Below are 24,025 nucleotides of genomic sequence, written 5' to 3'. Positions count from 1 at the left end.
ATATAATGCATTATGAAGAACTATGAATTAGTAGATCGTATTGCCAAAAAAGCCTACGTTTGGTTTGAAGATAATTGGATACATGACTCCAATGAGCATTCTCATAATAGGGCGCAACTTGTTTATGTAGAGAAAGGTTTTCAATACTTACATGTGGCTGGGCGTATCTATCTCTTGCCTCAAAATCATGCTGCATGGATTCCCTCTAACCTATCACACAGAACAACTGCAGTTTCTGAGGATATAAATTTGAGAACCATTTTTTATTCTATTAATGAGGAAGATAATTTTTATGATAAGCTAAGAATTTTTTCTGTTCCTCCAGTACTTCGGGAGATGATATCTTATTGCGTAAAATGGAGTAAAAAAGAAGAATATTCGATTGAAGAGAAAGCTTTTCTGAATGCCATTTTTGTAGAGTTGCCTAGCTTTTTTAAAGGCGCAATAACTTTAAATATCGTTATCCCAAACGATGAGCGATTGTTACAAATAAGCAATTTTATCTTAGATAATATGGCAAATTATATACATATAAGTACTATTGCCGAAAACAACAATATGTCTTTGCGATCCTTAGAACGAATATTTAAGAAAGAAACAACAATTACGATTTCAAAGTATATTCAATTGGTACGAATTATAAAAGGTATCGAGTTTTTAAGTACCGGAAAATATACAGTTTCTCAGGTTGCTTATCTTGTGGGTTACAAAAGTATACAAGCATTTAGTACTAGTTTTTTTCAGATACTCAACAAAAGACCTAATGAATTCTTAGGGTCTTGAAATAAATAAACTATTATTAAAAATGAAGTTGAGAAACTTTACTTTCAGAAAATTTTATTATACCTATTCATCTTCATTGGAGTTTTTAACTCTAACATTTTATTCTCGATTACATTTCCTCTTAAATCTATTTTAAAGCACAAATAAATATATCCACTTCCTATAGTTGAATATGAAAAACTATATAATTCAATTACAAGAATATAATATTCTGCTTTTTTAATACCATATATTTTATTTGGAATTAAGTTTTTAAAGTCTTTTATATTAATATCTTCTATAATATATTTATTTATCTCTATGAAAGGATTTTGAACAGTATTTAGTTTAATAAGAAGTTGATTGTCTATAGTTACATTAGAACATTCTTGAGTAATTAAATTTTCAGTCTTGATCATAATTTCAATAGTATTATTATATATTTTCTCCTGAATTTTGTACACACTTATTGAATCGTTTATTGGTATACGACAAGGTTCTATATTTTTTTGAATATAACTAAGATTTTTATTTTGAGCATTTAAGATACCAAAAATTGAGCAGAGAAAGAGAATTGCTATTTTCATAGATTACCTGTTGTACTATTTTTAAAACTAAAAGCAGTTAATTTATAAATAAATATTGTACCAAAATCCCCTTTGAATACAGAAACAGATTCAATAAAGGATTCTTCTAAAGTATAAAGATTAGACTCTTTTAATATTTGAAAATTGGAAGACATTACTTTCATATAATACTCAGTAATCGTAACCTTTTTTGTGTCTCTACTTCTTCGATATGTTTTGCTATATAAGCGTTAAACTCGTTTATATCTTTCATGATTTGGTTTTTCATAATGCTAAAAATCAATCCAGCTAATGGGTTTCCACCTGCAACCAGAGTAGGAAGTACCAGGCATTGCATCGGGTTCGCTTTTAAGTTCTTATCATTACTTTAATAATCTCTTTTTAAATATTGGTGAAATATAATTTTCAATTTCTTTCCATTCAAAGTGAATAATAAATTCTTCATATCCACTATTCCTATATTTTTTAGTATCAAAAATTGAAAAGTCAATGCCTGAAATGTTTTTATTTTTGTCTGTAATTATTTTAAAATTTAATAAATCATTTGCTTTTACTAACAAATTAACATCTTGGTCTTTTAATTTTTTTTTAATTTTTTTTAAAAATATTTGTTGATCTACAAATAAATTTATTCCAACTCGTTTGCCGTTGTTTAAATCAAAACAATAATATTTAGTTGCTTCCCATGGTGAACTATAAGATTGTATCGAAATCGAAATATTAATGATATTGTTTTTATCATAGTAAATTTCATAATGTTCAAATCCTGAATTTGACTCTCTTAAAGTATTCATCAAAATGCGATTAGAGATCGTATCTTTTTTCATTTTGATTCTTTGTTCAGGCTTGCCTATAAAGGTTTTTTTAAATATTTCATAAGTATTCTGAGTAATTGCATATATTTTATTATTTGCCTTTTCAATATTTGAATTAATTTTTAGTTCTTCAATCACAAAAAAGCTAGAGTCTACAAATACAGAATCTTTTAAAATTCTAATATTTTGACTATTTACTGAAATTGAAAAAAAAAGAAGTACTAATGATATAAATTTGGTTATCATTTCTTTGTAGATTTTACTTCTTCTTTTTTTGTAGGATTCTTTTTTTGAGTTGTCTGATTGCAGCTAGAGTATAATAATAATTGTTTCATAATTTATGATTCATGTAATATTTCCATAAATATCCTTTGTTATTTGGGTGGTCATAATGAAATTTCCAAAATATATGTTTTTGATCTCTTTTCATTTGTTTATTTTAGGTGGAGGAAGAAATCGATAATTTTTTTTATATTTTTCTAATTCAATAAAACATAAATAGTAGTTTATAGATAATATTTTATTTAGTTTTCTTTATTTTAAACTCTACTGAAGATGGACAATCCTTAAATGCTATAAAGTAATATTTGTCTGTAACTCTTTTTATATATGAAGCTTTTTCAAAATAGTCATTACGTGTACATTCTTGCTTGTCTGCAAAGGATTTTGGGATATCAACCAATGTCTTTGTTTTTGTGTTTACATCATAAATGAATTTTTTATATTCATTATCTTCATCTTCGTATAAGATTAGCTCGTTTTTTAAGTCAAAATCTAGTCGTATTTTAAAATAACTATATGTTAAAACTTCATTACCAGTTTCTTTATCATACAACCAAAAATAGGAATTACTTGTTCCTCCTCCATTACTATGTAAGGCAAAATAATTTTGAAAATCAACTCCTTCATAATACGGACGATAATTTGCGATGAAAGTGCTGGCTAATAAATAGGTATTATCTTTTTTGCCATTAATTAATCTAAAATTAATTATACCTTTATTTTTTTTATCTAAAGCAGGAAAAATAATCAATTTATAGTTGTTTTTAAGATAAGCGGTTTGTGATTTTATAGTATCGCCTTTTTCATCAAAAAAAACTGTGTCGATTGTCTTTGTTATTTTTTTTTCTTCATTAGGAGATTCGCGATTATCTGTTTTACAACTGATAAAGCAAATCACTAAAATGATTAAAATTTTATTTTTCATTTTTTATAATTTATGATTCATCATTCCTTTCCAATAATATCCTTCATTGTTTGAGTGGTCTTTATAAGGTTTCCAAAATATATGTCTTCCTACAACTACTGTTGCTTTATTAAGAATTCTTCCTTTATTGTATTTACCTGTGCCAACTGTTTCGTAATAATCGACATTTTTTAATCCTTTTGAATCAACTAAAATATCCCAAACACTACTTTTCTTTTGTCCAAAATCAAAAATATTATATGAATCGTTTGCAGAGGCATTTTTCTTTTCTTCAAACGGTATGGTCGCTAAAGCTTCTGCTTTTGTTTTATCTTTATCATGACCCTTTCCGTCTTTTCCTTCTAAATGTCTATAAAGCCTTTGAATTCCTTTACTGTCTGGCTTATACTCACAAGCATTGACAAATTTGATCCATAGATCTTTTGTAATATGAATTCCTCCATCTTTATCCGTTTTAGGATGTGGTCTTGCACTTATGACTCCTCTATCTGCAAAATCAATTCCATCCCATAATACTGCTTCTTCTGAATAATCCTTTCCTCCTTGTAAAACATGAATTAGTCCTTTGCGAGCATTTTTGCAAAGACTATCATTCTCTGTGTCTTTTAATGATTCTTTCAACGTTGCTGTTGAATAACCTGTAGAAAGAAGTTTTTCAGCAAATTTACTCTGTTCTTCCATCGTCAGCTTATCACCTTTTTCAAATTTTACGGCATTAAATGTTGCTTGGGTGGTTGCAGCTGCACTCTCAAATGTACTGGACTCTTCTGCTTTTATAACACCAGCTATATAACAAAATTGCTGATGGGTAATATCAAGCTTTTTATTATTCTTAAACGAGTTTTTTGTTTGGACTTTCCCATCACAAACATAAACATCATCTATACTTCCTTCAAAACCAGGTTCATCTATCTTACCTTCAAAAGTACCATCTTTATTATAAAAATGGCCATTTACATTTATAATACGGTCAAAAGGCATTAATGGTGGTGCGTCTTCAGGATCCCCATAAAGATACCCTTTATCTGCTATTTCATTGATAGAACCACCTGCATTTGTAACAATATCTCCATTGGAGTACATATTATGATTTCCTCCTGTTGTTTTTGTTATGATTCCTTTTACAACTCTTATTCTCATAATTTAATTTTGTTTTGTCCCTTCAGTACTATTATGTTGGATGTTGTTTTTTGCATGTTTATTGACATCTTTTTCACTGCTATTATGAATACCTTCTAAACCCGTTTCATATCTTTCTTTTTCAGTATGTGACATCAAATCTCCTTCAATATTTTCATTATGATCACCTCCCACATGCATAAAGCTATCTCCTGTAACATTTGTATTAAGAATCCCTCCTACAATTGTACTTTTATTTATTAGTGCGTTTTCTGAGATATTTGTACCTGCATTATAAGTAATCCCTTCTGATGCATTTATTATAAAATTTTTGCAATTAAAAGTGATTGTTTCGGGAGAAGTAAAATTCATGTCTTTGTTTTCTTCATCCAGATGAACTTCGTTTCCGCTTGGGTCAGAGAGCCAAATACCTATTTTTTCGACAAATTTAAATAGTTGTCCAAATCGTAGTTTCCATCCTTTTATCATGTTTTTTGACTCAAAAAATTCAGGCTTATCTTTTCCATTGTAATAGGAACCCGATACATACGGGCAATCTACATTTCCGCCCTCAAAACTTACTTGTACTTCGTCTCCTATTTCGGGATTCCAATAATTTCCCCTTCCTGCTCCTGCGTAGTGTTGTACAACACGCATCCATTCGCTTTTTGTGCTACCAGCTGCCCAATAAAAATCAACTTTTACCCGCCCCATTTCTTCTGGATCGTTGTTGTCTGTTATTCTTGCAGGTTGACTATCGGCTATAGAAATTACTTCAACATTGGTATAGTGTGGTGCAGCTACATCGGCAGGAATGGCTACAAACTCACAGTTATAATTACCATTTACTTCTGAGTGATGTATTACTTCGATAGCTATCAGTTCATGCTCAACGGTTTGGTTCTGGATTGTAAAAACTTGTCCGACACCAATGGGCAAATAGGAGGTTCCGCTATAAAAAACACTATTAGCATCACGACCTGCTGTTTGTAGTTTTGCCATATCAGTAATCTCAGTAGAATCTTTTGCCTGATTGGTGTAAGCGGCGATACTTAAATCAGGTTGGGATACCGATGCTTGTCTATCGCCAACGACTCTCGCAAAACTGTCGGCACTTCCTGTGGTGGTTTTGGCTTCGGCACCTCTTAAAGGTGTTGCATTGGTGTAATTATATCCTGCAAAAGAGGTTTTATGCGATACTAAATTGGTTTCGATGCTAAATTCATGCAAAGAAGCTCCATTAATAAGTTTGATTTTGGACGTTTTAGTTTGTCCAAATTGCATACGCATTCCGTCAAAATAAAACCATTGTCCGTAACGTGCCGAGAGTCGCTTTAAGAACTCAAAACTGGTTTCGTTGTATTGTGGTTTATATTCAAGATATTTTGTATAAGTAGGTTCAATAGCATCTATTTGATAAAATTCTCCTGCAGTTTCATCAGAAAATATTTGTAATGCTATTTCTTTTATGCTACGGTTTAAGAAAGTTCTTGATTTTTTCATGTCGTCTAATAAAATCGTGTGGCTTATACCTGTTACGTATAAACCCACTGGGCTTCCGTTTAGATCAACAGATTTTAGCTTTGAAATTATTCCTTTTGACATTAGTCTTATTCCGTTGACCAAGAAGGTAAAAATGACTTCTCTACCTTTATATTTACGCAATGCCGCAGCTTGGTCAGCAGGCTTAATTACTGCTTTACCAGTATATTGCCATACAAACGAAAAATGATGATGATCCATCATAGTTTGTGAAAGCTTTAAATCATAATAAACTACATTTTGGGTAAATTCATCTATTGTTATATGTACTTGCTCGGAAAACTTTTTCATGATGTGCTTGTTAATAAGTGCTTTAGTTATTAAGTATTTTGTTGTACAAAAAATACTTGCATAAAGTACGGGTAAGGAAGTTTTTTTATGGGTTCGAATAAGTTATATAACTATCAGGATAAGTCTTTTTTATAAAACAAGAGAGGCGATTAATTTGATTATTATACTATAGCTGGGCATCTATAAAAAATATTACTTTATTATATCTAAGTTCTTACAATACAATATTTTGCTGCTTTAAAAAAAATATTACCTTTAAGTTTTATGAAGAGTAAAATTATTTATTCATATCAAAAAACACCCCATTTGCATACCTTCTGGAATACATTAAATAGTTTATAAAGTAACTTAAAAATACATCCAAAATGCATAAAATCTTACCTACTATAATGCTGTTTTTATTTTGTTTATGTGCTTCATCTCAAACAAAACCAATTGATAGCTCGGTTACAACAAAGGCAAAACCAAAGAATATAGATTTTAATGTAATGCCTTATCTTAATTACAATAGAACGCTGGATTTTATGTTTGGTGCTATTCCTATGATGATGTATAAACTCAATAAAGCCGATACTATTTCGCCTAAATCGCTCTCGGGTATATCTGCCGTTTATACGACTAATAAATCCTATTTTGTGGCTTCTTTTAACAAATGGTATTTTAACGAAGACAAGTGGCGGGCTCAATTTATTTTTGTAACTGGTGATCAAAATGCCCAGTTTTATGTGGATGATATCAACACGCCAGATTTTTATGATTATGCAACTAAAAAAACAGTTGTAGCAATGACTCTCCAACGAAAAGTGGTTAAATCGCTGTATGCTGGCATTGGTTATTCGTATGCGCATTACGATACAAAATATGAAGATGACATACAACCATCTTCTGTTACTCAAACAAATGGTTTGCAGCTAAATATGATGTATGATACTCGTGACGCTGTTTATTATCCGACCAAAGGTGATAAAGTAAAATTGCGTTGGATTGGTTATCCAACGTGGGTTGGTAATGATGTTAGTGCCAATAAAATTCTCTCAGAATACAATAAATACTTTCCTATGCGAAGTGGAACCGATGTACTAGCAGCTCGTTTTTCGGGTAAGTTTGGTTTAGGGAATATTTCTTTTGAGCAGCAAGTAACTATTGGCGGTGAGGATATTAGAGGATATTCAGAAGGGAAATACCGTGGCGACGGACTAATGGCTTTACAAGCCGAATACCGTTATAACTTTAATAAAAAAATGGGGCTTGTAGGTTTTGCAGGTGTAGCAACTATTTATGGATCTGATACATCCGATTTTAACTGGAATTTATATCCTGGTGCAGGAATTGGTTATCGCTACAGAGCATTTAAACACGAGAAATTTAATGTTGGTTTGGATGCAGCTGTTGGAAAAGGCGATTGGGGACTTTATTTCCGAATCGGAGAAGCTTTTTAAATTTATTATTAGTTGCTAAGTTACTGAGCTACTAAGTTTCTGAGTCGTAGCTTGTATAGTTTAACCACAAACTTGTCTTCCTTCGTCAGGGAGACAAGATTGGGGATAAATTATGCTTAAAGCTTTGCTTACTTTGCGGTTAAATCCACTGGTTCTTCTTCATTCTAATATTTTTCCTTTTATTCTTGAGCCACTTGTGGAGCCACTTCCTTCGTCAGGGAGACAAGATTGGGGATACATTGTGGTTAAAATTAATCTTGGTCTCTTCTTTTTTTTCAACCTTTGAGCCTTTGTTGCTTTTTTTCTTTGTTCCTCCTCTTAAGGTAGCTTCTTCTCCATTTTAATATTTGCTCGTTCATAAAGTCCCTGCTCCAATGGGATTTCTTCAAATCCATATTTGCGATAAAGATGTATTGCTGATTCTAACTTTGTGTTAGAATACAGAATTAGCTTTTCTATTTTCATATCCTTTGCAGTTGTAATGCAATGCTCCAATAATAATGTGCCAATACCATAACCTTGTGCTTTATCACTGACCGCCATTTTTCCTAATTCGAAAATAGTATCGCTTTTTTTTAGAAGTGAAGCTGTCCCAACAATTTCATTATCTAATGTAGCGTAGTATATAAAACCACCTTTATCAATGATTTCTTCTTTTGGATTTGAGAGTGAAACTTCATCCATTTTTTCAATTCTAAAATATTTTTCTAGCCAAGCGTAGTTCAGAATTTTGATAGATTCTTTGAATTTATCTGTGTAATCTATTATTTTTATTCTTGATTGAGAGTTAATTATATCTTGATTCATTTGTTTTATATTGAACTTATTAGTTTAAGTAGTTTTATTTAAGTTACTGATATATAGTTATTTTGCTTAAAAATTAACACTAATCAAAACGAGCTATCACAATGACAGTTATATGTTTTTATAGGCAACAGTATTACAAAGCATTTTTTACAATTGTGCCAAGTCGTTTTATATCTAGATTCAGTTTATCATTCCACTCTAAAGCAAAATTAAGACGCATGCAATTATTGTATTGATCATGTTGGGTGAAAATTCTTCCTGGAGCAAAACTGATTTTTTGCTTTATTGCAATATCATATAATGAAGCGGTATCAATTTTTTTGTCAAGTTCAAGCCAAAGAAAAGATCCACCTTGTGGTTGAGAAATCTTAGTGTTTTCAGGAAAATAATTTTCGACAGCACGCTGAAAATGTAGGCAATTTGTATGCAAAGTGTGCCTGAAATTTCTTAGATGATGATCATATCTTCCAAATTCCATAAAATCGGCAACTACTTCTTGATACAAAGATGGCGTAGAGATTGTTTGTACTAATTTCTGCCTGATTATTTTCTCTTTAAACTGTCCCGGAGCAACCCACCCTACTCTATATCCTGGTGCAAGTGTTTTAGATACTGATCCGCACCACATAACAATTCCAGCTTCATCATAATATTTACAAGGTTTTGGTCTGGCTGTGCCAAAGAAAAGATTGCCATACAAATCATCTTCTATAAGCGGAATGTTATGATAAGTAAGCAATTCGACCAATTCCTTTTTGCTTTCATCGGGCATTAAACTCCCCAAAGGATTACTGAAATTGCTCATAAAACAACATGCTTTAATCTTTGGTATTACTTTTTTTAAAGCATCAAGATCTACTCCAGTTGTGGGATGTGTAGGGAGCTCGATAACATTAAGTCCCATAGACTTTGCTATTTGGAGTATTCCAAAATAAACGGGACTTTCGATAGCGATGGTATCTCCTCGTTGGGTTGTGACCATTAAGCAGCTATAAATAGCATTCATAGCTCCAGAAGTAGTCACAAAATCATCTTCGGTTAGTTTACCTTCTAATACAAGCGACCATTTTGCGAGATTGCGTCTTAGGTTTAAATTTCCTTGCACTAAATTATAATCAGTTCCACTCTCCTCCAGATTTCGCGTAGCTTTAATAATTCCTTTATTCAGTTTGGCAATAGGAAGCAAACTCTTATGCGGAACTCCCAAAGAAAATTGGGTAATGCTTTTATCACCAAAAGTGTCAAACACCTTAGTAATTAAATCGTCAGGACTTTTTTGGGTTTCTGATACTTTCAATTTATTCATCGAAGGAATCGAAAATTTCCTATTAGATGTATTACTTACATAAAAGCCAGATTTAGGTCTTGATTCTATCAAAGATTTACTTTCTAATTCTAAAAATGCTTGCTTAACAGTATTGATACTTACGTTATATAATTTTTGTAGTGCACGAATTGAAGGTAGCTTATCTCCTATTTTTAGCGTTTCAGATAAAATCTGTTCCTGAATAATATGAGCAATTTTTATATATAAGACTTCTTTAGCCATTTCTTTAATTATTATCTTAACAAGTTATATAACCTTATTGGCTAATATTTTATTAAAAAGCATTTTAAACCATATAAGTGATTTAAGAAAATATAAGTTTTAAAACACTTCGTTTAAATGAACTTACATAACTTACATGGTTCGCTTTTTTGTGTAAACAAAGCTTAATTATTTGTTCTAAAAACTAGCACTGATCAATCCAGTTTGCTAGTTTATCAATCGCATTTTGTACTGCATTTTCTTTGGTAGCATTATCATTAAATAAAACTTTGAAAGTTTTTTTTGCTTCTAGTTCTAAACCATCTTTTATTTGTGATGCATTATGTTCTTTTTCTTCAAAGCAATAATTAAATTCAGTTTCTCCAGAGCTATTAATTGTTACAAATCCGTAGCCTAACATTTGGTTTCCGTAATGAGCAACACTTAGCGGAAGTCCAAAATGATTCATATTGTTTTCGTCTATATTTTGTATCAGATTTGGATTGTTTTTAGTCCTTTCTTTTGCACGGTTAGATATATTTAATATGCTACCAAGGTGCGAGATATTTACAGTTCCAAATTCTAGATATTGAGCGTTATTTGTTTGAGTATTCATAAGGAGGATTTGTTTACTACAAACCTACGTACTAAATAAAAACAGGTACAGATACAGAAAACAATTTATATATGGATACAGATTATAAATATATGCTATTTTATCGGTAAATTATTCAGGTATTTTTACCTATAAAAAAACACTTCCTTTTTATTTACTTTGAGCTAAGCGGCTACTTATAAATTATTGATTTATATGTGGCACGCGATTATTTACTAATACCCCAATTATAGTATTATGGCAATTATAAAAAGTAAAATTACACTAGGTACCACAACTAATTTAATCTTTGGATATAACCCTTCTTGGAATCCTTCGTCTGTAGATAATCAAGGCTTGTTTCTGCAAGATAAAAAAGCTTTGAAAGAGCTAGAAATAGATATAAATCCCGATAAAAAACTGGAATGGAATTACCCAATAGTTTCTATTCACAAAGATGCAGAAAATCTTTTAAATACTCTATTTCCATATCAAATTGATAACCCTAATGATGGTGCTCCAGATGCTGAAGTCGCTGCGGGAACTATGTTATTGCGTGATCAGGATCGCGATGAAGCATTAAAGAAACTTTCTGAGAATCTAGGTTTAGATTTAAAAGCATCAGATACCTCGTATGCTCTTGTTAAGCTAGAACGCTTATCAGCTACGGCTTTTCATCCTATCAATAAATCTGGAACAATATTACATCCTAATCCGTTATTACCTTCGACAGAATATCAGATTGAGGAAGATTTTCGCAAAAGTTTGATTAAAGTAAGAGCTTCTGATGATGAAAAAGGACAATACAATCCTGCAGAAACGACTTTAAATCAGGCAAATATTTGCATGAAGCATTTTAACGAATGGGGAACTCATTTTGTATCTGGTGTAAATGTGGGAGATATTATTTTTCAGGTGTTTGCATACAATAAAGACTCCTTTAAGAAGGTTTCGGCTAGTTTTTCTAAAAATAAATACACAAATGAAGACTCTGTTAATTTTTGCTATTTTACAACAAATGCCCTTACAGGAGCTTTTGGTTTTGTAAAGGAATATAGTAAACTCATTAGTTTTGGTAATAGCAAACTCTTAGAAAGCGACATCAAAAAGAATCTTTGGCACGATCAAAGATGGTCAGAAACCAATAGTATTTTTGAACCGTTTTTAGATGGAAAAATAAATCTTGCTAATTATAAAGAAAACGCAGTTACAAGATTCAAACTTACAACCTTGTCCGTTTTTGCAGAGTATAACCGCCGTTTGGTAATGAAGCGTATCTTAAAAGGGGCGTTAATCCAAAAATTTACGGATCGTGTTGTTCCCAACTTCGAAAAATATTTCCCGTATGATATTAAGAATGTTATCCCTGACTCCGAAATTCCGGGATTTCTTAGTACAATTGTAACAAAAGACATAAATACGTATAAAGCCAAACTAGCGTTGGATGAAATGCAGTTTATAGCCAGTAATAAGGCGTTAAAATTCATACTTTGTTCGCAATATCTATATTCAAAAATTGGCACGATAAGCATTCCCGGAAACTATATTAATATACTTACTCAAAGTACTAATATGGAAACTGATAAAGGCGTTGTTGTTTGCAAACTAAGTAAAGAGGGTTATAAATCATTTAACTTCAATAGTAAAGTTTTTTATGGCGGAATGGTTGTTACAAAAGACGATTTCACGGAGCATTTTACCATAGTAGACGGGCTAAAATTTATGCATGATACAGCCAAAATACACGGTAGATCTCTTGTATTAATCACAGATGATGTTCGTAAGGAACCTAAAGAAAGTGATGTATTTCCAGATATGGAAGAAAATTTATCTTTTGCTTATTCTTTTGCCGAATCTATTATGGCAGGTTGTACTGATTTTAACGATACGAATCAAAAAAATGCATTAAACTTTGTGGCAGATACGATGGGTTGGATTACCAGCATTCTTCCTCAAGTAAGTAGTAATGCAAGTGTGCTAGATTTGAGAGTACGAGCGATGGATAGTGTCCGAAATGCTATGAATCCCGAATATGCTGCTTATGTACCACTATTACCGGCTAAAGAATACAAAAAACATATAGAAACTATTATACAATATTCTGACGGTATTGCTCTTGAGATACAAAAATATCAGGATATTATTGAGGCAAGAAAGACAAAGGAACTAATTATAGATGTAGGTAAATCGCTGAATGAGAATATAATTGAATCGGGTAAATTGCTTACAAAGTTTATTCAGGCAAATGCCGACCAGCAACGTGACCTGAGTTCGTATTACAAAGAAATTATTACCCAAAAAGAAAAAGAACTCAAAAGTCTGGAAGCTAAAATTGCTACTTTTCAGAAAAATGTTGACAGTCAAAAATCTGATTTGCAAACTGCTGTAACAAACTATAAGCAGGCTGTAAGAGATTGGCAAACCCGGCAAGCGATACAATTTGGTCTTGATATGGCGACGACTATTTTTTCCGTAGCTACATCTATTGCTATTCCAGCCAAATCAATCAAAGCTGTAGAGGAATTAGGACTTAAAGTGCAACAGATGCAGAAATTACTTAATATTCTGAATGCTTCTTATAAAGTATTTACAACGGGGGTTAAAGGTGTTGAGGAATTGCTAAATGCGGAGAAAGCTCTTAACGAACTAAAAAATGCTTCGTTTGCTATCGAATCGAATCTGGCATGGGATGAAATGAGTGCTAATATGAAGCTTATAATCGATTCTGGACCGCCTGTACAAGAAAAGAATGATTTGATAAATGCATTTCAAATTCTACTTCTTCGCGGAAAAGCGTTGCTTAGCGCAAAAGATGCAGCAAACCAACTCGCCAAAGATATTTATAATCAGCAAAGATTAAACGTATTGAGCGAAGCGCAGCAAAAAAGACTCGATGGAATAAAAGACCAACTAAAACCGGGTAATATTCCGTCGCTAGAACCGCTTAATCTTGATTTGATTGGTATGACTGCTTCACTTCAATTCTTACGAAATCGTATGTTGAGCATGCTTTCTAAAACGCTGATTTTACAAGATCAGGCACTTCAATATGAGAATCTTCAAGCGCCCACATTAATGACAGCATTTGATTTGCTGAGTTTTAAAGGTACAATTGTTAAGCAAAGCCAGAATACCTTAACTGCTTTGAATTTGCTAAATTCTATTCATCAATCTGTAACTAGTCCGATACGTATTACAGTAGAAGTGCCTGTAGGTAAATTAATCAATGGTAATGCTTATATTCTGGATATTGGTCTTGATAATGTAAATTTTAGCGAATACATTAATTGTCGTGTTAAGTCTGTAGTGGCAAGCGTTGGAACTTCGGTAAAAACAAAAAGTGGTAAATACCTTTTAAAATTAACGTATGAAGGTAATCCGTTTTTTGATCGTGCTCCCAATAGGATTCCGCGTATGTTTAAAACGCCTTCTCGTGAACGTATCTATGAGTATAAATGTGATACTAACACCCCGAATTTTACAGACGGCGGCGATACATGGTCTAAAGAGGTTAGCCCGATTACGCCATTCTGTAAGTGGAACATTAGTTTTCCTAAAACAGAAATTAATAAAGGAATAGAGTTAGAAGATGCATTTGTACCCGTAACACTCGAGTTTGTACTTGAGGCAAGAATAGAGGATTTACCTGGTAGATTATTATCGGGAGTTAAAAAAGGACTTCTTGGTAATGCTCTTACCTCCGCTCCTTCTTTGCAGGATATGCTGGTATTAATGCAAGGAAAAACGGTTACAAATGGTTGGGATGTTGTTTTTAATATGGGGCTTACCAAAATTCAGGAAACTATTAACAAACAGTATGATGAATTAAAAAAAGATAAATCATACGGAGGAAAAATTAAATTAGAGTATCATTATGATGCCACATCTAAAGTGAAAACCTGGGTAAAGTTTGAAGCCGAATATGGATATCCTAAACTCTCTTTTCTTCCCAACAATCCATCCAATGTAAAGATGGAATGCATCATCCATTCTGGAAAGATAACGAAAGGATCACAATACAAATCAGAACCTATAGAATGGGATGAACCAGAAGTATCTAATCCTGGGGCTCTTATTCAAGCACAGATTCCGCTAAGCGAGGCAAAAGGAATTGTAGGATCGGGTACAATTGCAAGCGAGAATGTGTTAAGCGTAATTCTGGACATGTCACAGGGAACTTTTGTTCCCAAAAACATTAATATTGAAGGAAATGATGAAAAAGCAAGATTCAACTTGGAACTCATTTCTTATTTTACGCAGAATCCTGTAGTTTTTGTTATTAGCTCACTAGATAAAAGTAAGATTGGTAAAATTAGCGATATGAAACCTAACCAATTTTTATTTAAAACGCTGATTACACGCAATTCAGCTAATCAAATTTTACAACTTTTCATTATGACTAATGATAGAATTGCGGAAAGTAGTCAAACATTTCTTAATGATTTACCCGAACCTATCCCAATGGGATCAGATGTGAGTATGATTGTAAGTAGTAAAGTTTTATTTGAGAGTGTGTTGCCACAAAGTTTGGATAAATCGGGTTGGAAATTAGAAGGTACTAATCCTAAAGATACTAATAAGTCGAAGGCATGGTCAGGAAAGTTTAATCAAGGTGCGCTTACTGCAGAAGTAAATTTAAGTGCTCTGGATAGTAGCTATACAAGTCCTAGAGGTGTTGTTGAAATCTCCAAGTATGCTGTTGATGGAGGAATAATTTCTGAACCAATTTCAGGAATGACTTTAACTCCTAATGGAACAAATATAAAATTAGATTTTAATCAGCAGCGCACGCAACATTTTACAGAATACTGGAAAACAATTATTTGGTTCCGTACGGAGTCTGGTACTAAAGACCATTCATCTGATTATACCTTAAATATTTCTGCTTCTATGCCTCTTACCATATCGGGTACTGGCAGAGAACAAAATATTTCATTTAAAATGACTAATCAGGATGTTAAAATTAGCGGGCATCTTTCGGGTGGTGGCCCTTGTGGTTGTGGGAATGATTTGCAGGCATTATTCAATATTCAATTGAATGAACAAATTCCGCCAAAATTAACGAAGCAACTCAATGTAAGTTTTAATGATGTTTCTGTATTCGCATTAAAGAATTTGATTTTCCCGCAAGGAAATTACATTGAATTAAAGGATGTAAATTGCCCAGGAGATTTGCTTATTACGGGTAGTATTATTTAAAAACGGGTCATTTTAAACAGATATAAAAAATTAGATAATAAAAAGAGCCATCTTTTGAATGGCTCTTTTTTGTATTGTAAACAATTTGTTTTAGTCTATTCGTTTTACCGAAAGTTTGTCTAAACAAAAATATGCTGCAGTATTGATTCCGTAAATGGGATCTGAGTCTGTTGAAGCCATCTGGAAAATAAGATATTTAACATCTCCTAAACTAGCTAGTTTAAGAGCAGTTACATCTATCCAACCTGTTGGCATTACAAGAGAAGTTCCTGTATGATTTGCTAATGTATGTGTTACTGGAGCAGAGATAACTCCGCTTGCATCAACACCATAAATTAATAATTCGAAATGATCACCAGAAACAAATTTCTTAGCAAAACCATCTCCATTTAAACAACCATAATAAGGCCACGGATGCATATTAATTTTCAATCCTTTAACTTGGTATGTTCCTGTATTTCCTATTTTTACCCAGTTTGAAAATCCTCCTTCAGTAAAAGTAGTTCCTTGTGGATTTTTAGGATCTAAATAACTAGACCAATAAGCTACAATATAAGGATCTCCTGTTGTTCCCGGAGTTCCTGGCGCAATTGTAGAAGAAGTATTAAAACCACTTCCTGCCATAGTTCCCCATTGGTGAGGCACCCAACCATCTGATCCACCCGGAGCAGCACCAGAACCGTAATCTTTAATATCATTTACGTTAGATACTATAAAACCATCCCAGTAGTTGTATCCCGCAGATGTAGCCGTGTGCGAAAACGTAAATATATCTACATTTAGTTTTGTGTTAGATACATAAGTGTTTTCCCAATACTTACCACCAGTTGTACTGATTCCGCTTGCCAATAAAGAACTCGTTAGATTAAGAGTTGTTGTAGTTCCTATTGCCGGATCAGCAAGGATTCTGCTTGTAGATGCATTTGCACTGTTTGCGACTGCATTTCCATTACCATCAATTAAAACATCATCTTCGTTACTACAGGACGAAAGTCCTAAAAGTAAACCAACGGTCAAAAAATAAATTACTTTCTTCATTATTTATAAAATTAGGGGTTAATAATTCTTCTTTAATGTTTTTGCAATAGCATACTTTTTTAAGAATATGCAGTTTTAATTATTTGCTTTTTGCAAAATTCAAATCCTCAGCTTCTTTAAAAGAACTTGTCAATAAATCTGAAGCTCCAAGCTCTGTATATGTTGATACATATACTTTAACAAAATCGATTCCAGGTAAATGCACTTTTTTTCCGTTACTATCTACAGCCCAACTAATATCTATCGAAGGATCTTTGATACCAGCATAACCCCATTCAAAAGTTCCTACATTAAAAGCAGTCCCTTCTCCATCACTTACATCTTTTACTGGTAAGTATAGTTTTGTTCCTTTTAGGGTATAAGAATCTCCTATCCATTGTGGGTAATAATTTAAACGTCTCCATTTTTTTGTTTTAGTAATAAAGTTGGATGTGTTTTTATTATCTGTCCATTTTAAATATTCTTTATCAAACTGCCAATCGGCTTTGCCTGTTACAGCCACTTTGGCTGGATCTGGCTTGAAATAAGTGATTTCGTAATTTTTTGTTGTCGTAGATTTATTATGCTCACTCCCTCCTATCTCATACCATTCATTATCATCTGCAATACCGTTTTTATTGGCATCATACGCTACATATACACTTACTGGGAAAACTTTTACAGTAGTACTATTAGCAACAGTTTGAACAGTAAAATCTCGTTTGCCATAAGAATTAATAACAGTATGATCAAATTTTGTAACAATGTACCCGCCAAAAGTTCCAAGGTTAATATCTTCTCCCTGATTAAGACTTGCCTGAATATTTTCTAAAATTTCAGTTTTAGTAGTAAACTCATAATTATCAAGAGCATAACTTGGTGCTGGTAAATAATCTATAAGCGATAGCGCTTTTGCTGTATAGGTTTTACCTGTTTCTGAAACTTTAACTTTCGTTGAAGCTTGTTTTACTAATTTGTCTAATGTTACTGTAAATTCTACAGCATAATCAGCCGCTTTAGGAGCAATAAATTGTAACGTCTTTGCATCGCCAATAATAGAATCTTTCACAACTCCATCAGTACCAGTTACTTTAACAGTCCATTTGTATTTTGCAACAGCTTCACTAGCGTTTTCAATAACAACTTCTGGATTTATAGTTACTACGCTATATCTTTCTACAGCAAAATTTGGTTCTAATTTTAATGTAACAGAAGCGTTTTTAACGGGTTCAGGAGTTATTTCAGGTTTTGAATCATCATCGTTACTACAGCAATAAAAAGCACCAATAGCTACTAAAATCAAACTATATTTTAAATATTTTTTCATTTTCTTATTCTTTTACTTTTCTTAAATTATATTTTTTTAATATATGAAGATCTGCTGCTCCTGCGAATCTTGTTGCCATTGATGATTGCTGATGACAAAGTCCCATTGGCTCACTAACACAGTTTACAATTTTTATAAAATTTATTCCCGGTAGATTTGCTTTGTTTCCGTTTTTATCTACAGCCCAGTCTATATCAATATCAGGATTTACAGCATTTACATATCCCCATTCAGGAGATTCAAAATTCCATAGTGTAGTTTGTCCGGGACGTAGTGGTGTAAATTTTACATTTAGCCTGGTTCCTTCATATACAGCTGTATTTTGAGTTGTCCAAGCTGGATAATATTCTTTTTTTGTCTTAGATCTTGGTAAATAATAGGTTTCAGAATTATTGTTTTCGCAATAAATGTGTTCACGATCTATAAATGGATCATTAGGACCACTTACTACTACAGGCTTTCCTATGGCAGGTTTATGGTATGTAATCTTAAAATTTTTGGTAGTATTTTCTTTAGTATGCTGACTTCCTATTATTTCGTACCATTCATCATCATCTGGTTTTCCATTACCGTTTTTATCATAGGCTACAAATAGTAATCCTGGAGCTGGGGGATTGCCTTTATCGGTTAAATCTCCTCCATAAACTCTAAAATCTTTTTGTCCTGCATTATTAATAACAGTATGATCAAACCCTACAATAATAGATCCTCCAAAACCACCTAAGTCTAATGGATAACCAACACTAGTTTCATTAATCCTGCCTAATGCTACTCGCATTATATCTTCTTTTGTAAAACCAATTTTAAATAAATCATTGGCAAACATTCCCGGTGCAGGATCAAAATCGTAGATTGCTGTTATATAAGGATTGTAATTTTTAGTCTCTTTAGTAACATTTACTAGTGTTTTTTTGCTTCCTTTTTTTCCATCTGCCGATACATTTAATGTCAGTTCATATGCACCTGAGTATAGCGCTATGAATCTTAAATCTTTAGTATTTCCAACAATAGAATCTGTAGTTTTATTAACTGGATTTTTAGTCATTACCCATTGATATGTTGGGTTTGTTGCAGTAGCTGAAGCATTTATATTTAAGACACTAAATGTTCCTATATCATGTTTTTCTTGAAGAGTAATTGCTATTGTATTCTTAGCCTCGTCTACTGGTTTTGAGTCATCATCATTACTACTGCATCCTATAACTAAGAATGCAAGGAATAATAAATGGGTTAAATTTTTTTTCATGGTTTCTGGTATTATAGTTTAATTTAAAATCCTTTTTTATTTATGGTCTGGTAGGGATATTTTCTCCTAAAAGATGCAAATCTGTAGCACCCATTATTTCGGTAGAAGTTTCTCCTAACCATCCGGCTTGCTGATTAAGTGCATTATAAACTTTTACGAAATCGACTCCTGGCAAATGAATTTTGTTTCCATTTTTATCTATTGCCCAATCAATATCTATTGCAGAATCATTATCATTGTTTGGGGCATTATCTGCATATCCGTATAAAAATGCGTACTGAACAAAATAGCTTCCAGTTCCGCTTTCATCAACAGCATTATCTGGTAATCTTGTACCTTTAAAAGTGATTTTTTCCTGATCTTTGAGCCATTTTGGCCAATAATCTAAGGAATGATTATAAGCGTTGTTCTGGGCTAAATAACCGTCTTTACCTTGGTTGTCTTTCCAGTATATATATTCTATATCTGTAAATTGTACAGTTCCTGTACCACCTCCTGGAACCGGAATTTTATTAGGATCAGGTCTATAATAGGTGATTTCATAATTCTGAACTGTTTTTTCCATTTTATGCCCAGCTCCTTCTATTTCGTACCATTCATCATCCGGAAGTCCATTTTTATTTTTGTCGTAGGATACCATTATAACTCCAGCTTCACTACTCCCGCCACGCATAGTTTTATCAGGATTAGGATTGGCCTCTGCCCAAAAAGCATTCCCTAAAACTCTAAAATCACGTTTGCCTTTTACGTTTACAATTGTGTGATCGAAGCCAAAAACAATATAACCACCAAAGGCTCCTAGCGAAATCAGATCTCCGTTTTTCTTGGCTAGATACGTATTAGCTCTGCTTAAAATTTTATCATACGTTTCACCGTCATTCGCTGCAGGCAAATCATTTATAAACTGTCCCGGAGCAGGTTTAAAATCAAATACTTTGGCAATAAATGTTTTATAATCCTTAGCTTCCTTGCTTACGTGTACTTTAATTTTTTGTGTTTGCGTATTTCCGTTATCAGTTATAACTACAGTAAGTTCATACGTTCCTATTTCTGTTGCTGCAAATAAGGCTTCTTTTGCAGTGTTGTTTGCCAAAGAATAATTTTCTGAAGGAGAATTTGTTACACTCCAACTATAAGTTGCATTTGCGCTTACGGTACTATTTACAGTAATTGGTACTATTGTAGCTCTTTGCGCATTGTACTCATTGTTACCAATACCACCTGTTGGCGGATTACTATTATCAGAACTATCGTCTCCACTAGAACAATTGGTTACCAATGCTGCTGCGAGTATAAGCAATAGCGTTCGGAAATGTTTTAAAGATTTGTTATACATGATTTTACTATTTTAGTTTTTGGTTATAAAAGCAATATGTGCAGGTATATTTCCTGCTGTAGTTTTCCATTTTAATTTTCCATCGGGTGTAAAGCAATAGATATAGCCTGTTACGACATAATTTTGTGCATCGGTGATATAAATTTCTTTGGTTTCGGGATTTACCTGTAGTCCGTAAGGAATCATTATTTGTTTATCTGTACCGTCAGTGATTATCTTGTCGCTTATTATCTTTTTGGTTTTAGTGTCTAATATTCCGTAGGTTACTTTATTACTATTAGTAAGATAGCTCCACGATACACTATAGAAATAGAGTAAATCATCTACTAAACACATTCCTAGAACCGGAATATCGAGTTGCATTTTTTTCTCATCCGTTTTGGTATCAATTACAAAAAGATTTGATGGTGTATTGTAATAATCTCCTCTGGAACTCACATAAATATCTCCTCTACTGTCTATTTGCATACTGTAAAGATTTATACCAACATCTATCTTTTTTATTTCGGTAAAAGTCTCAAGATCAATCACAGATACGGTTCTGTCATAATTAGGAACTCTATAACCTCCTGAGTTTGCTACATATAATTTTCCGTTACTAACCACCATTTGCTCTGGCTGATAACCTACATTTACTTTTCGTTTTATTTCTAATGATGTGGTATCAATTTCAGCCACAAAACCTATCTCTGCGTTAGGATCTATGGCTACAGGACCAGAATAGGAACTTACATAGGCTTTGTCTTTGTAAAAAGCTACATATCGGCAGTTAGGAATATCAATTTTTTTGATACGTTTTGCCGACCATTTATCGATTACTTCAACTTTATTAGAACAGTTTATTACAGCATAAACCTTATTACCATAAATTTTGATATCGTTACCTACGTCACCCAATTCTTTTATAACTGTAGGGTTTCGTTCCGAATAAATATCGGTAGTATAATTTCCGGTTCTATAATTAAATATATCGATGCTCGCGCGGTTCATCCCCATATTACCTTCGTTAAGCAGATAAAAACCTTCTATCTTGCCATCACTTCTTGGTGCAGCAACGCTTTTATCCGAAGATGGAAAAATGGTTTCTTCTTCTCTACAAGAAGCAAAAGCAAGGGCTATAAATAAACCGAGGATTAATTGTGTAGTTATCTTTTTCATAGCGCAATACTTATTATAAATTTCATTGTACGTCCCGGCATCGGATAATTGTATATAACCTCATACTGCTGATTAAGTACATTGTTTACCTCTATTGTACCTTTTATTAAATATTTGCTTAAAGCAAAAGACTTTTGTACCGCTAAATCGTGTGTGTACCAAGGCTGAATTTCATTGATTTTGATATTGTTGACATTACCATTATATCGTTTTCCTACATAAACAAAACTGTAGTTAAAATTCCAGGTTTTATAATCCACATTTAATATCCCAGAACCGCTATGCCACGGAGTATAAGGAATCTGATCTCCGTAAGAAGACAATTCTAAACCTGCAAATTTTGTATAATCTCTACTTTCAGAATAAGTGTAGGTAAGATTCGTAGCTAAGTTTACATTACCAATATGCATTCCTATATTAAGTACCGATTCTATACCTTTTCCTTTTACTTGTCCCATATTGGTCATCATCCAGCGGAATAAATTTCCTGTTGGAGCTGCTACAATTTTATCTTTGGTATTGGTATAATATCCATCAACCTGAATAGAAAGTTTGTCTAAAAAAGAATTATTTACTGGTAAATTATAAGTAAACCCAACATCGTACTGGTTCATATATTCGGGTCTCAAAGTACTGGATCCAACCATGGTATAATACAAGTCATTAAAAGTGGGCATCCTGAAAATACGTTTTGCAAATGCTCGTAAATTAAAATCGTAGTCTTTAAATGGTGTATAACCAAGGAATAATGCAGGAGTAAACTCTTTTTTGTCCGGAGCTTTTGCGTTATAGCGCACTTCTTCCTGAACATAAGTACCAACAACACTACCTAAAGCTTTAAATTGCCCAAGTCTGAAGGAACTTGCCAATGAAAACAATGCTGTATAGCGTTGCGGAAATGAAAATTGAGTTTGTATCCCTTTTCTTGTAGCATTAAGTTTATTGTATTGAAAATCTGTAGATAACGAAACATCCCATGTTGGTAATATATTGTACATATTTACTGCCGAGAAGTATATTTCCTGTTGGTAATAACTATCGTCAGATTGTGCTCCTTCGGTTACTGTTTCGCCTAAAATATGGGTTGTATCTCTGGCAACATAATGTGTATAATCATAAGCATATTTTGCCTTTGCCTGAAATTTGTATTTTTTTGTAAAATCCTTTACTATAGATGCCTGTGTGAAGAAATTCTTGTCGTACTGTCTAAATCCGTCAGAAAACTTATTTTCGACAATTGCTCCCGGTGCTCCCCTATCTGAGTCGTAATAATAAACTTTGGCATCCCAGGAACCATTATTTATTTTTCCGTAAAGTCCAGATTCAAATCTGAATGCTTCAATATCACTATTATGTCTTGTGGCAGTAGTATCGTAAGCTACGGTACCATCCTGATTGTTTCTTTTGTACCTGAATTTATATTCACCGTTAGATTTTATATACTCAGAACTTACGCTCATGCTTACTTTATTGCTCAGCTTTTGTTCCCATCTAAAAGACGGATCAAAATAATTTATGGTCATAGTTTTAAACCGCACCAATAAATTTGTTTTTTTATTCCCTTCAAAAACGGGACGTTTAGTTCTTAAATAAATAGTAGATGCTGCTGCAAAGTCTTTTGCAGACTGGAATATTTCGCTTTTCTGACCGTTATACATGGTAAGAGATTCCATGTCGTCTAGGGAATATTTACCTAAATCTGTAACTCCGTTTTGCGCATTACCTAATTGGATTCCGTCGTAAAAAACACCTACGTGGTGCGTTCCCATATTACGGACATCTACAGTTTTAAGTCCGCCAAGACCACCATAATCTTTAATCTGGACTCCGGCAAAATAACGAAGTGCATCGGCAACATTATGACTGGCAAGATTTTCTAGTAATTTCCCCGAGAGGCTTTGCACAGGAATTACTTCCTGGTATGGTTTTGCCTTAAGAATTACTTCTTTTAGTTTGCGAATGCTATCATTAGTTGCTTGTGAATGAAGCAAAAATGGAGTAAATAAGATAAAAACGAATAAAAGCTTTTTGTTTGTATTATACATCACTA

At 32.9% G+C, this 24,025-nt stretch carries 18 protein-coding genes; 3 read left to right on the top strand and 15 right to left on the bottom strand.

The window, feature by feature from the left end; translation table 11 throughout:
• The first annotated feature begins 12 nt into the window (after positions 1–12).
• Complete coding sequence (locus tag ACJ6WR_RS22470) at positions 13–783, top strand: AraC family transcriptional regulator (protein ID WP_409416570.1); 771 nt, start codon at positions 13–15, stop codon at positions 781–783.
• 44 nt (positions 784–827) lie between these two features.
• On the opposite strand, the gene ACJ6WR_RS22465 is transcribed toward ACJ6WR_RS22470, so the two are convergent.
• From ACJ6WR_RS22465 to ACJ6WR_RS22440, 6 genes are all read right to left on the bottom strand, one after another.
• Positions 828–1,349 carry a hypothetical protein gene (locus ACJ6WR_RS22465; protein WP_409416569.1) on the bottom strand — a complete coding sequence of 174 codons (522 nt, stop codon included), beginning with the start codon at positions 1,347–1,349 and terminating at the stop codon, positions 828–830.
• A 160-nt stretch (positions 1,350–1,509) separates the two neighbouring features.
• On the bottom strand, positions 1,510–1,686 hold the full coding sequence (locus ACJ6WR_RS22460) for a hypothetical protein (RefSeq protein WP_409416568.1): 177 nt from the start codon (positions 1,684–1,686) through the stop codon (positions 1,510–1,512).
• Between the two features lie 25 nt (positions 1,687–1,711).
• Entirely contained in the window at positions 1,712–2,410 is a 699-nt protein-coding gene (locus ACJ6WR_RS22455; protein WP_409416567.1) for a hypothetical protein, read from the bottom strand.
• 274 nt (positions 2,411–2,684) lie between these two features.
• Positions 2,685–3,371, bottom strand: a complete 687-nt coding sequence (locus ACJ6WR_RS22450) for a hypothetical protein (protein ID WP_409416566.1) — start codon at positions 3,369–3,371, stop codon at positions 2,685–2,687.
• Positions 3,372–3,374: 3 nt separating this feature from the next.
• Positions 3,375–4,511, bottom strand: a complete 1,137-nt coding sequence (locus tag ACJ6WR_RS22445) for a hypothetical protein (RefSeq protein ID WP_409416565.1) — start codon at positions 4,509–4,511, stop codon at positions 3,375–3,377.
• Between the two features lie 3 nt (positions 4,512–4,514).
• Positions 4,515–6,323: a type VI secretion system Vgr family protein gene (locus tag ACJ6WR_RS22440; protein ID WP_409416564.1), complete on the bottom strand. Its 1,809-nt coding sequence runs from the start codon at positions 6,321–6,323 to the stop codon at positions 4,515–4,517.
• A gap of 365 nt (positions 6,324–6,688) precedes the next feature.
• Between ACJ6WR_RS22440 and ACJ6WR_RS22435 the strand changes: the two genes are divergently transcribed.
• Positions 6,689–7,762 carry a BamA/TamA family outer membrane protein gene (locus tag ACJ6WR_RS22435; protein WP_409416563.1) on the top strand — a complete coding sequence of 358 codons (1,074 nt, stop codon included), beginning with the start codon at positions 6,689–6,691 and terminating at the stop codon, positions 7,760–7,762.
• A 318-nt stretch (positions 7,763–8,080) separates the two neighbouring features.
• Here the strand turns inward: ACJ6WR_RS22435 and ACJ6WR_RS22430 are convergent, their stop codons facing one another.
• From ACJ6WR_RS22430 to ACJ6WR_RS22420, 3 genes are all read right to left on the bottom strand, one after another.
• Positions 8,081–8,569: a GNAT family N-acetyltransferase gene (locus ACJ6WR_RS22430; protein WP_052250142.1), complete on the bottom strand. Its 489-nt coding sequence runs from the start codon at positions 8,567–8,569 to the stop codon at positions 8,081–8,083.
• Between the two features lie 133 nt (positions 8,570–8,702).
• Entirely contained in the window at positions 8,703–10,118 is a 1,416-nt protein-coding gene (locus ACJ6WR_RS22425; RefSeq protein WP_409416562.1) for a PLP-dependent aminotransferase family protein, read from the bottom strand.
• Between the two features lie 184 nt (positions 10,119–10,302).
• On the bottom strand, positions 10,303–10,713 hold the full coding sequence (locus tag ACJ6WR_RS22420) for a hypothetical protein (RefSeq protein WP_039112118.1): 411 nt from the start codon (positions 10,711–10,713) through the stop codon (positions 10,303–10,305).
• Positions 10,714–10,950: 237 nt separating this feature from the next.
• Here ACJ6WR_RS22420 and ACJ6WR_RS22415 point away from each other — a divergent pair, with 237 nt between their 5' ends.
• Positions 10,951–15,891: a hypothetical protein gene (locus ACJ6WR_RS22415; protein ID WP_409416561.1), complete on the top strand. Its 4,941-nt coding sequence runs from the start codon at positions 10,951–10,953 to the stop codon at positions 15,889–15,891.
• Between the two features lie 90 nt (positions 15,892–15,981).
• Here ACJ6WR_RS22415 and ACJ6WR_RS22410 read toward each other — a convergent pair whose 3' ends face one another.
• From ACJ6WR_RS22410 to ACJ6WR_RS22385, 6 genes are all read right to left on the bottom strand, one after another.
• Positions 15,982–16,929: a DUF4465 domain-containing protein gene (locus ACJ6WR_RS22410; RefSeq protein ID WP_409416560.1), complete on the bottom strand. Its 948-nt coding sequence runs from the start codon at positions 16,927–16,929 to the stop codon at positions 15,982–15,984.
• A 79-nt stretch (positions 16,930–17,008) separates the two neighbouring features.
• The gene (locus ACJ6WR_RS22405; RefSeq protein WP_409416559.1) at positions 17,009–18,235 is read right to left on the bottom strand and encodes a hypothetical protein; all 1,227 of its coding nucleotides are present in this window, start codon (positions 18,233–18,235) and stop codon (positions 17,009–17,011) included.
• Between the two features lie 4 nt (positions 18,236–18,239).
• Complete coding sequence (locus tag ACJ6WR_RS22400) at positions 18,240–19,481, bottom strand: hypothetical protein (protein ID WP_409416558.1); 1,242 nt, start codon at positions 19,479–19,481, stop codon at positions 18,240–18,242.
• A 40-nt stretch (positions 19,482–19,521) separates the two neighbouring features.
• A complete protein-coding gene (locus ACJ6WR_RS22395; RefSeq protein ID WP_086894265.1) occupies positions 19,522–20,817 on the bottom strand; it encodes a hypothetical protein in 1,296 nt (431 codons plus the stop codon).
• Positions 20,818–20,829: 12 nt separating this feature from the next.
• The gene (locus tag ACJ6WR_RS22390; RefSeq protein ID WP_086894264.1) at positions 20,830–21,975 is read right to left on the bottom strand and encodes a YncE family protein; all 1,146 of its coding nucleotides are present in this window, start codon (positions 21,973–21,975) and stop codon (positions 20,830–20,832) included.
• Positions 21,972–24,020, bottom strand: coding sequence for a TonB-dependent receptor (locus ACJ6WR_RS22385; RefSeq protein WP_409416557.1), 2,049 nt, complete (start codon positions 24,018–24,020; stop codon positions 21,972–21,974). Before ACJ6WR_RS22385 ends, ACJ6WR_RS22390 begins: the two co-directional genes overlap by 4 nt.
• Positions 24,021–24,025 lie beyond the last annotated feature (5 nt).

It is taken from the genome of Flavobacterium sp. PS2 (genome assembly GCF_046250155.1).
Lineage (GTDB): Bacteria > Bacteroidota > Bacteroidia > Flavobacteriales > Flavobacteriaceae > Flavobacterium.
Note: the sequence above shows the minus strand (reverse complement) of the source record. Positions and strands in the feature narration are given on the sequence as shown.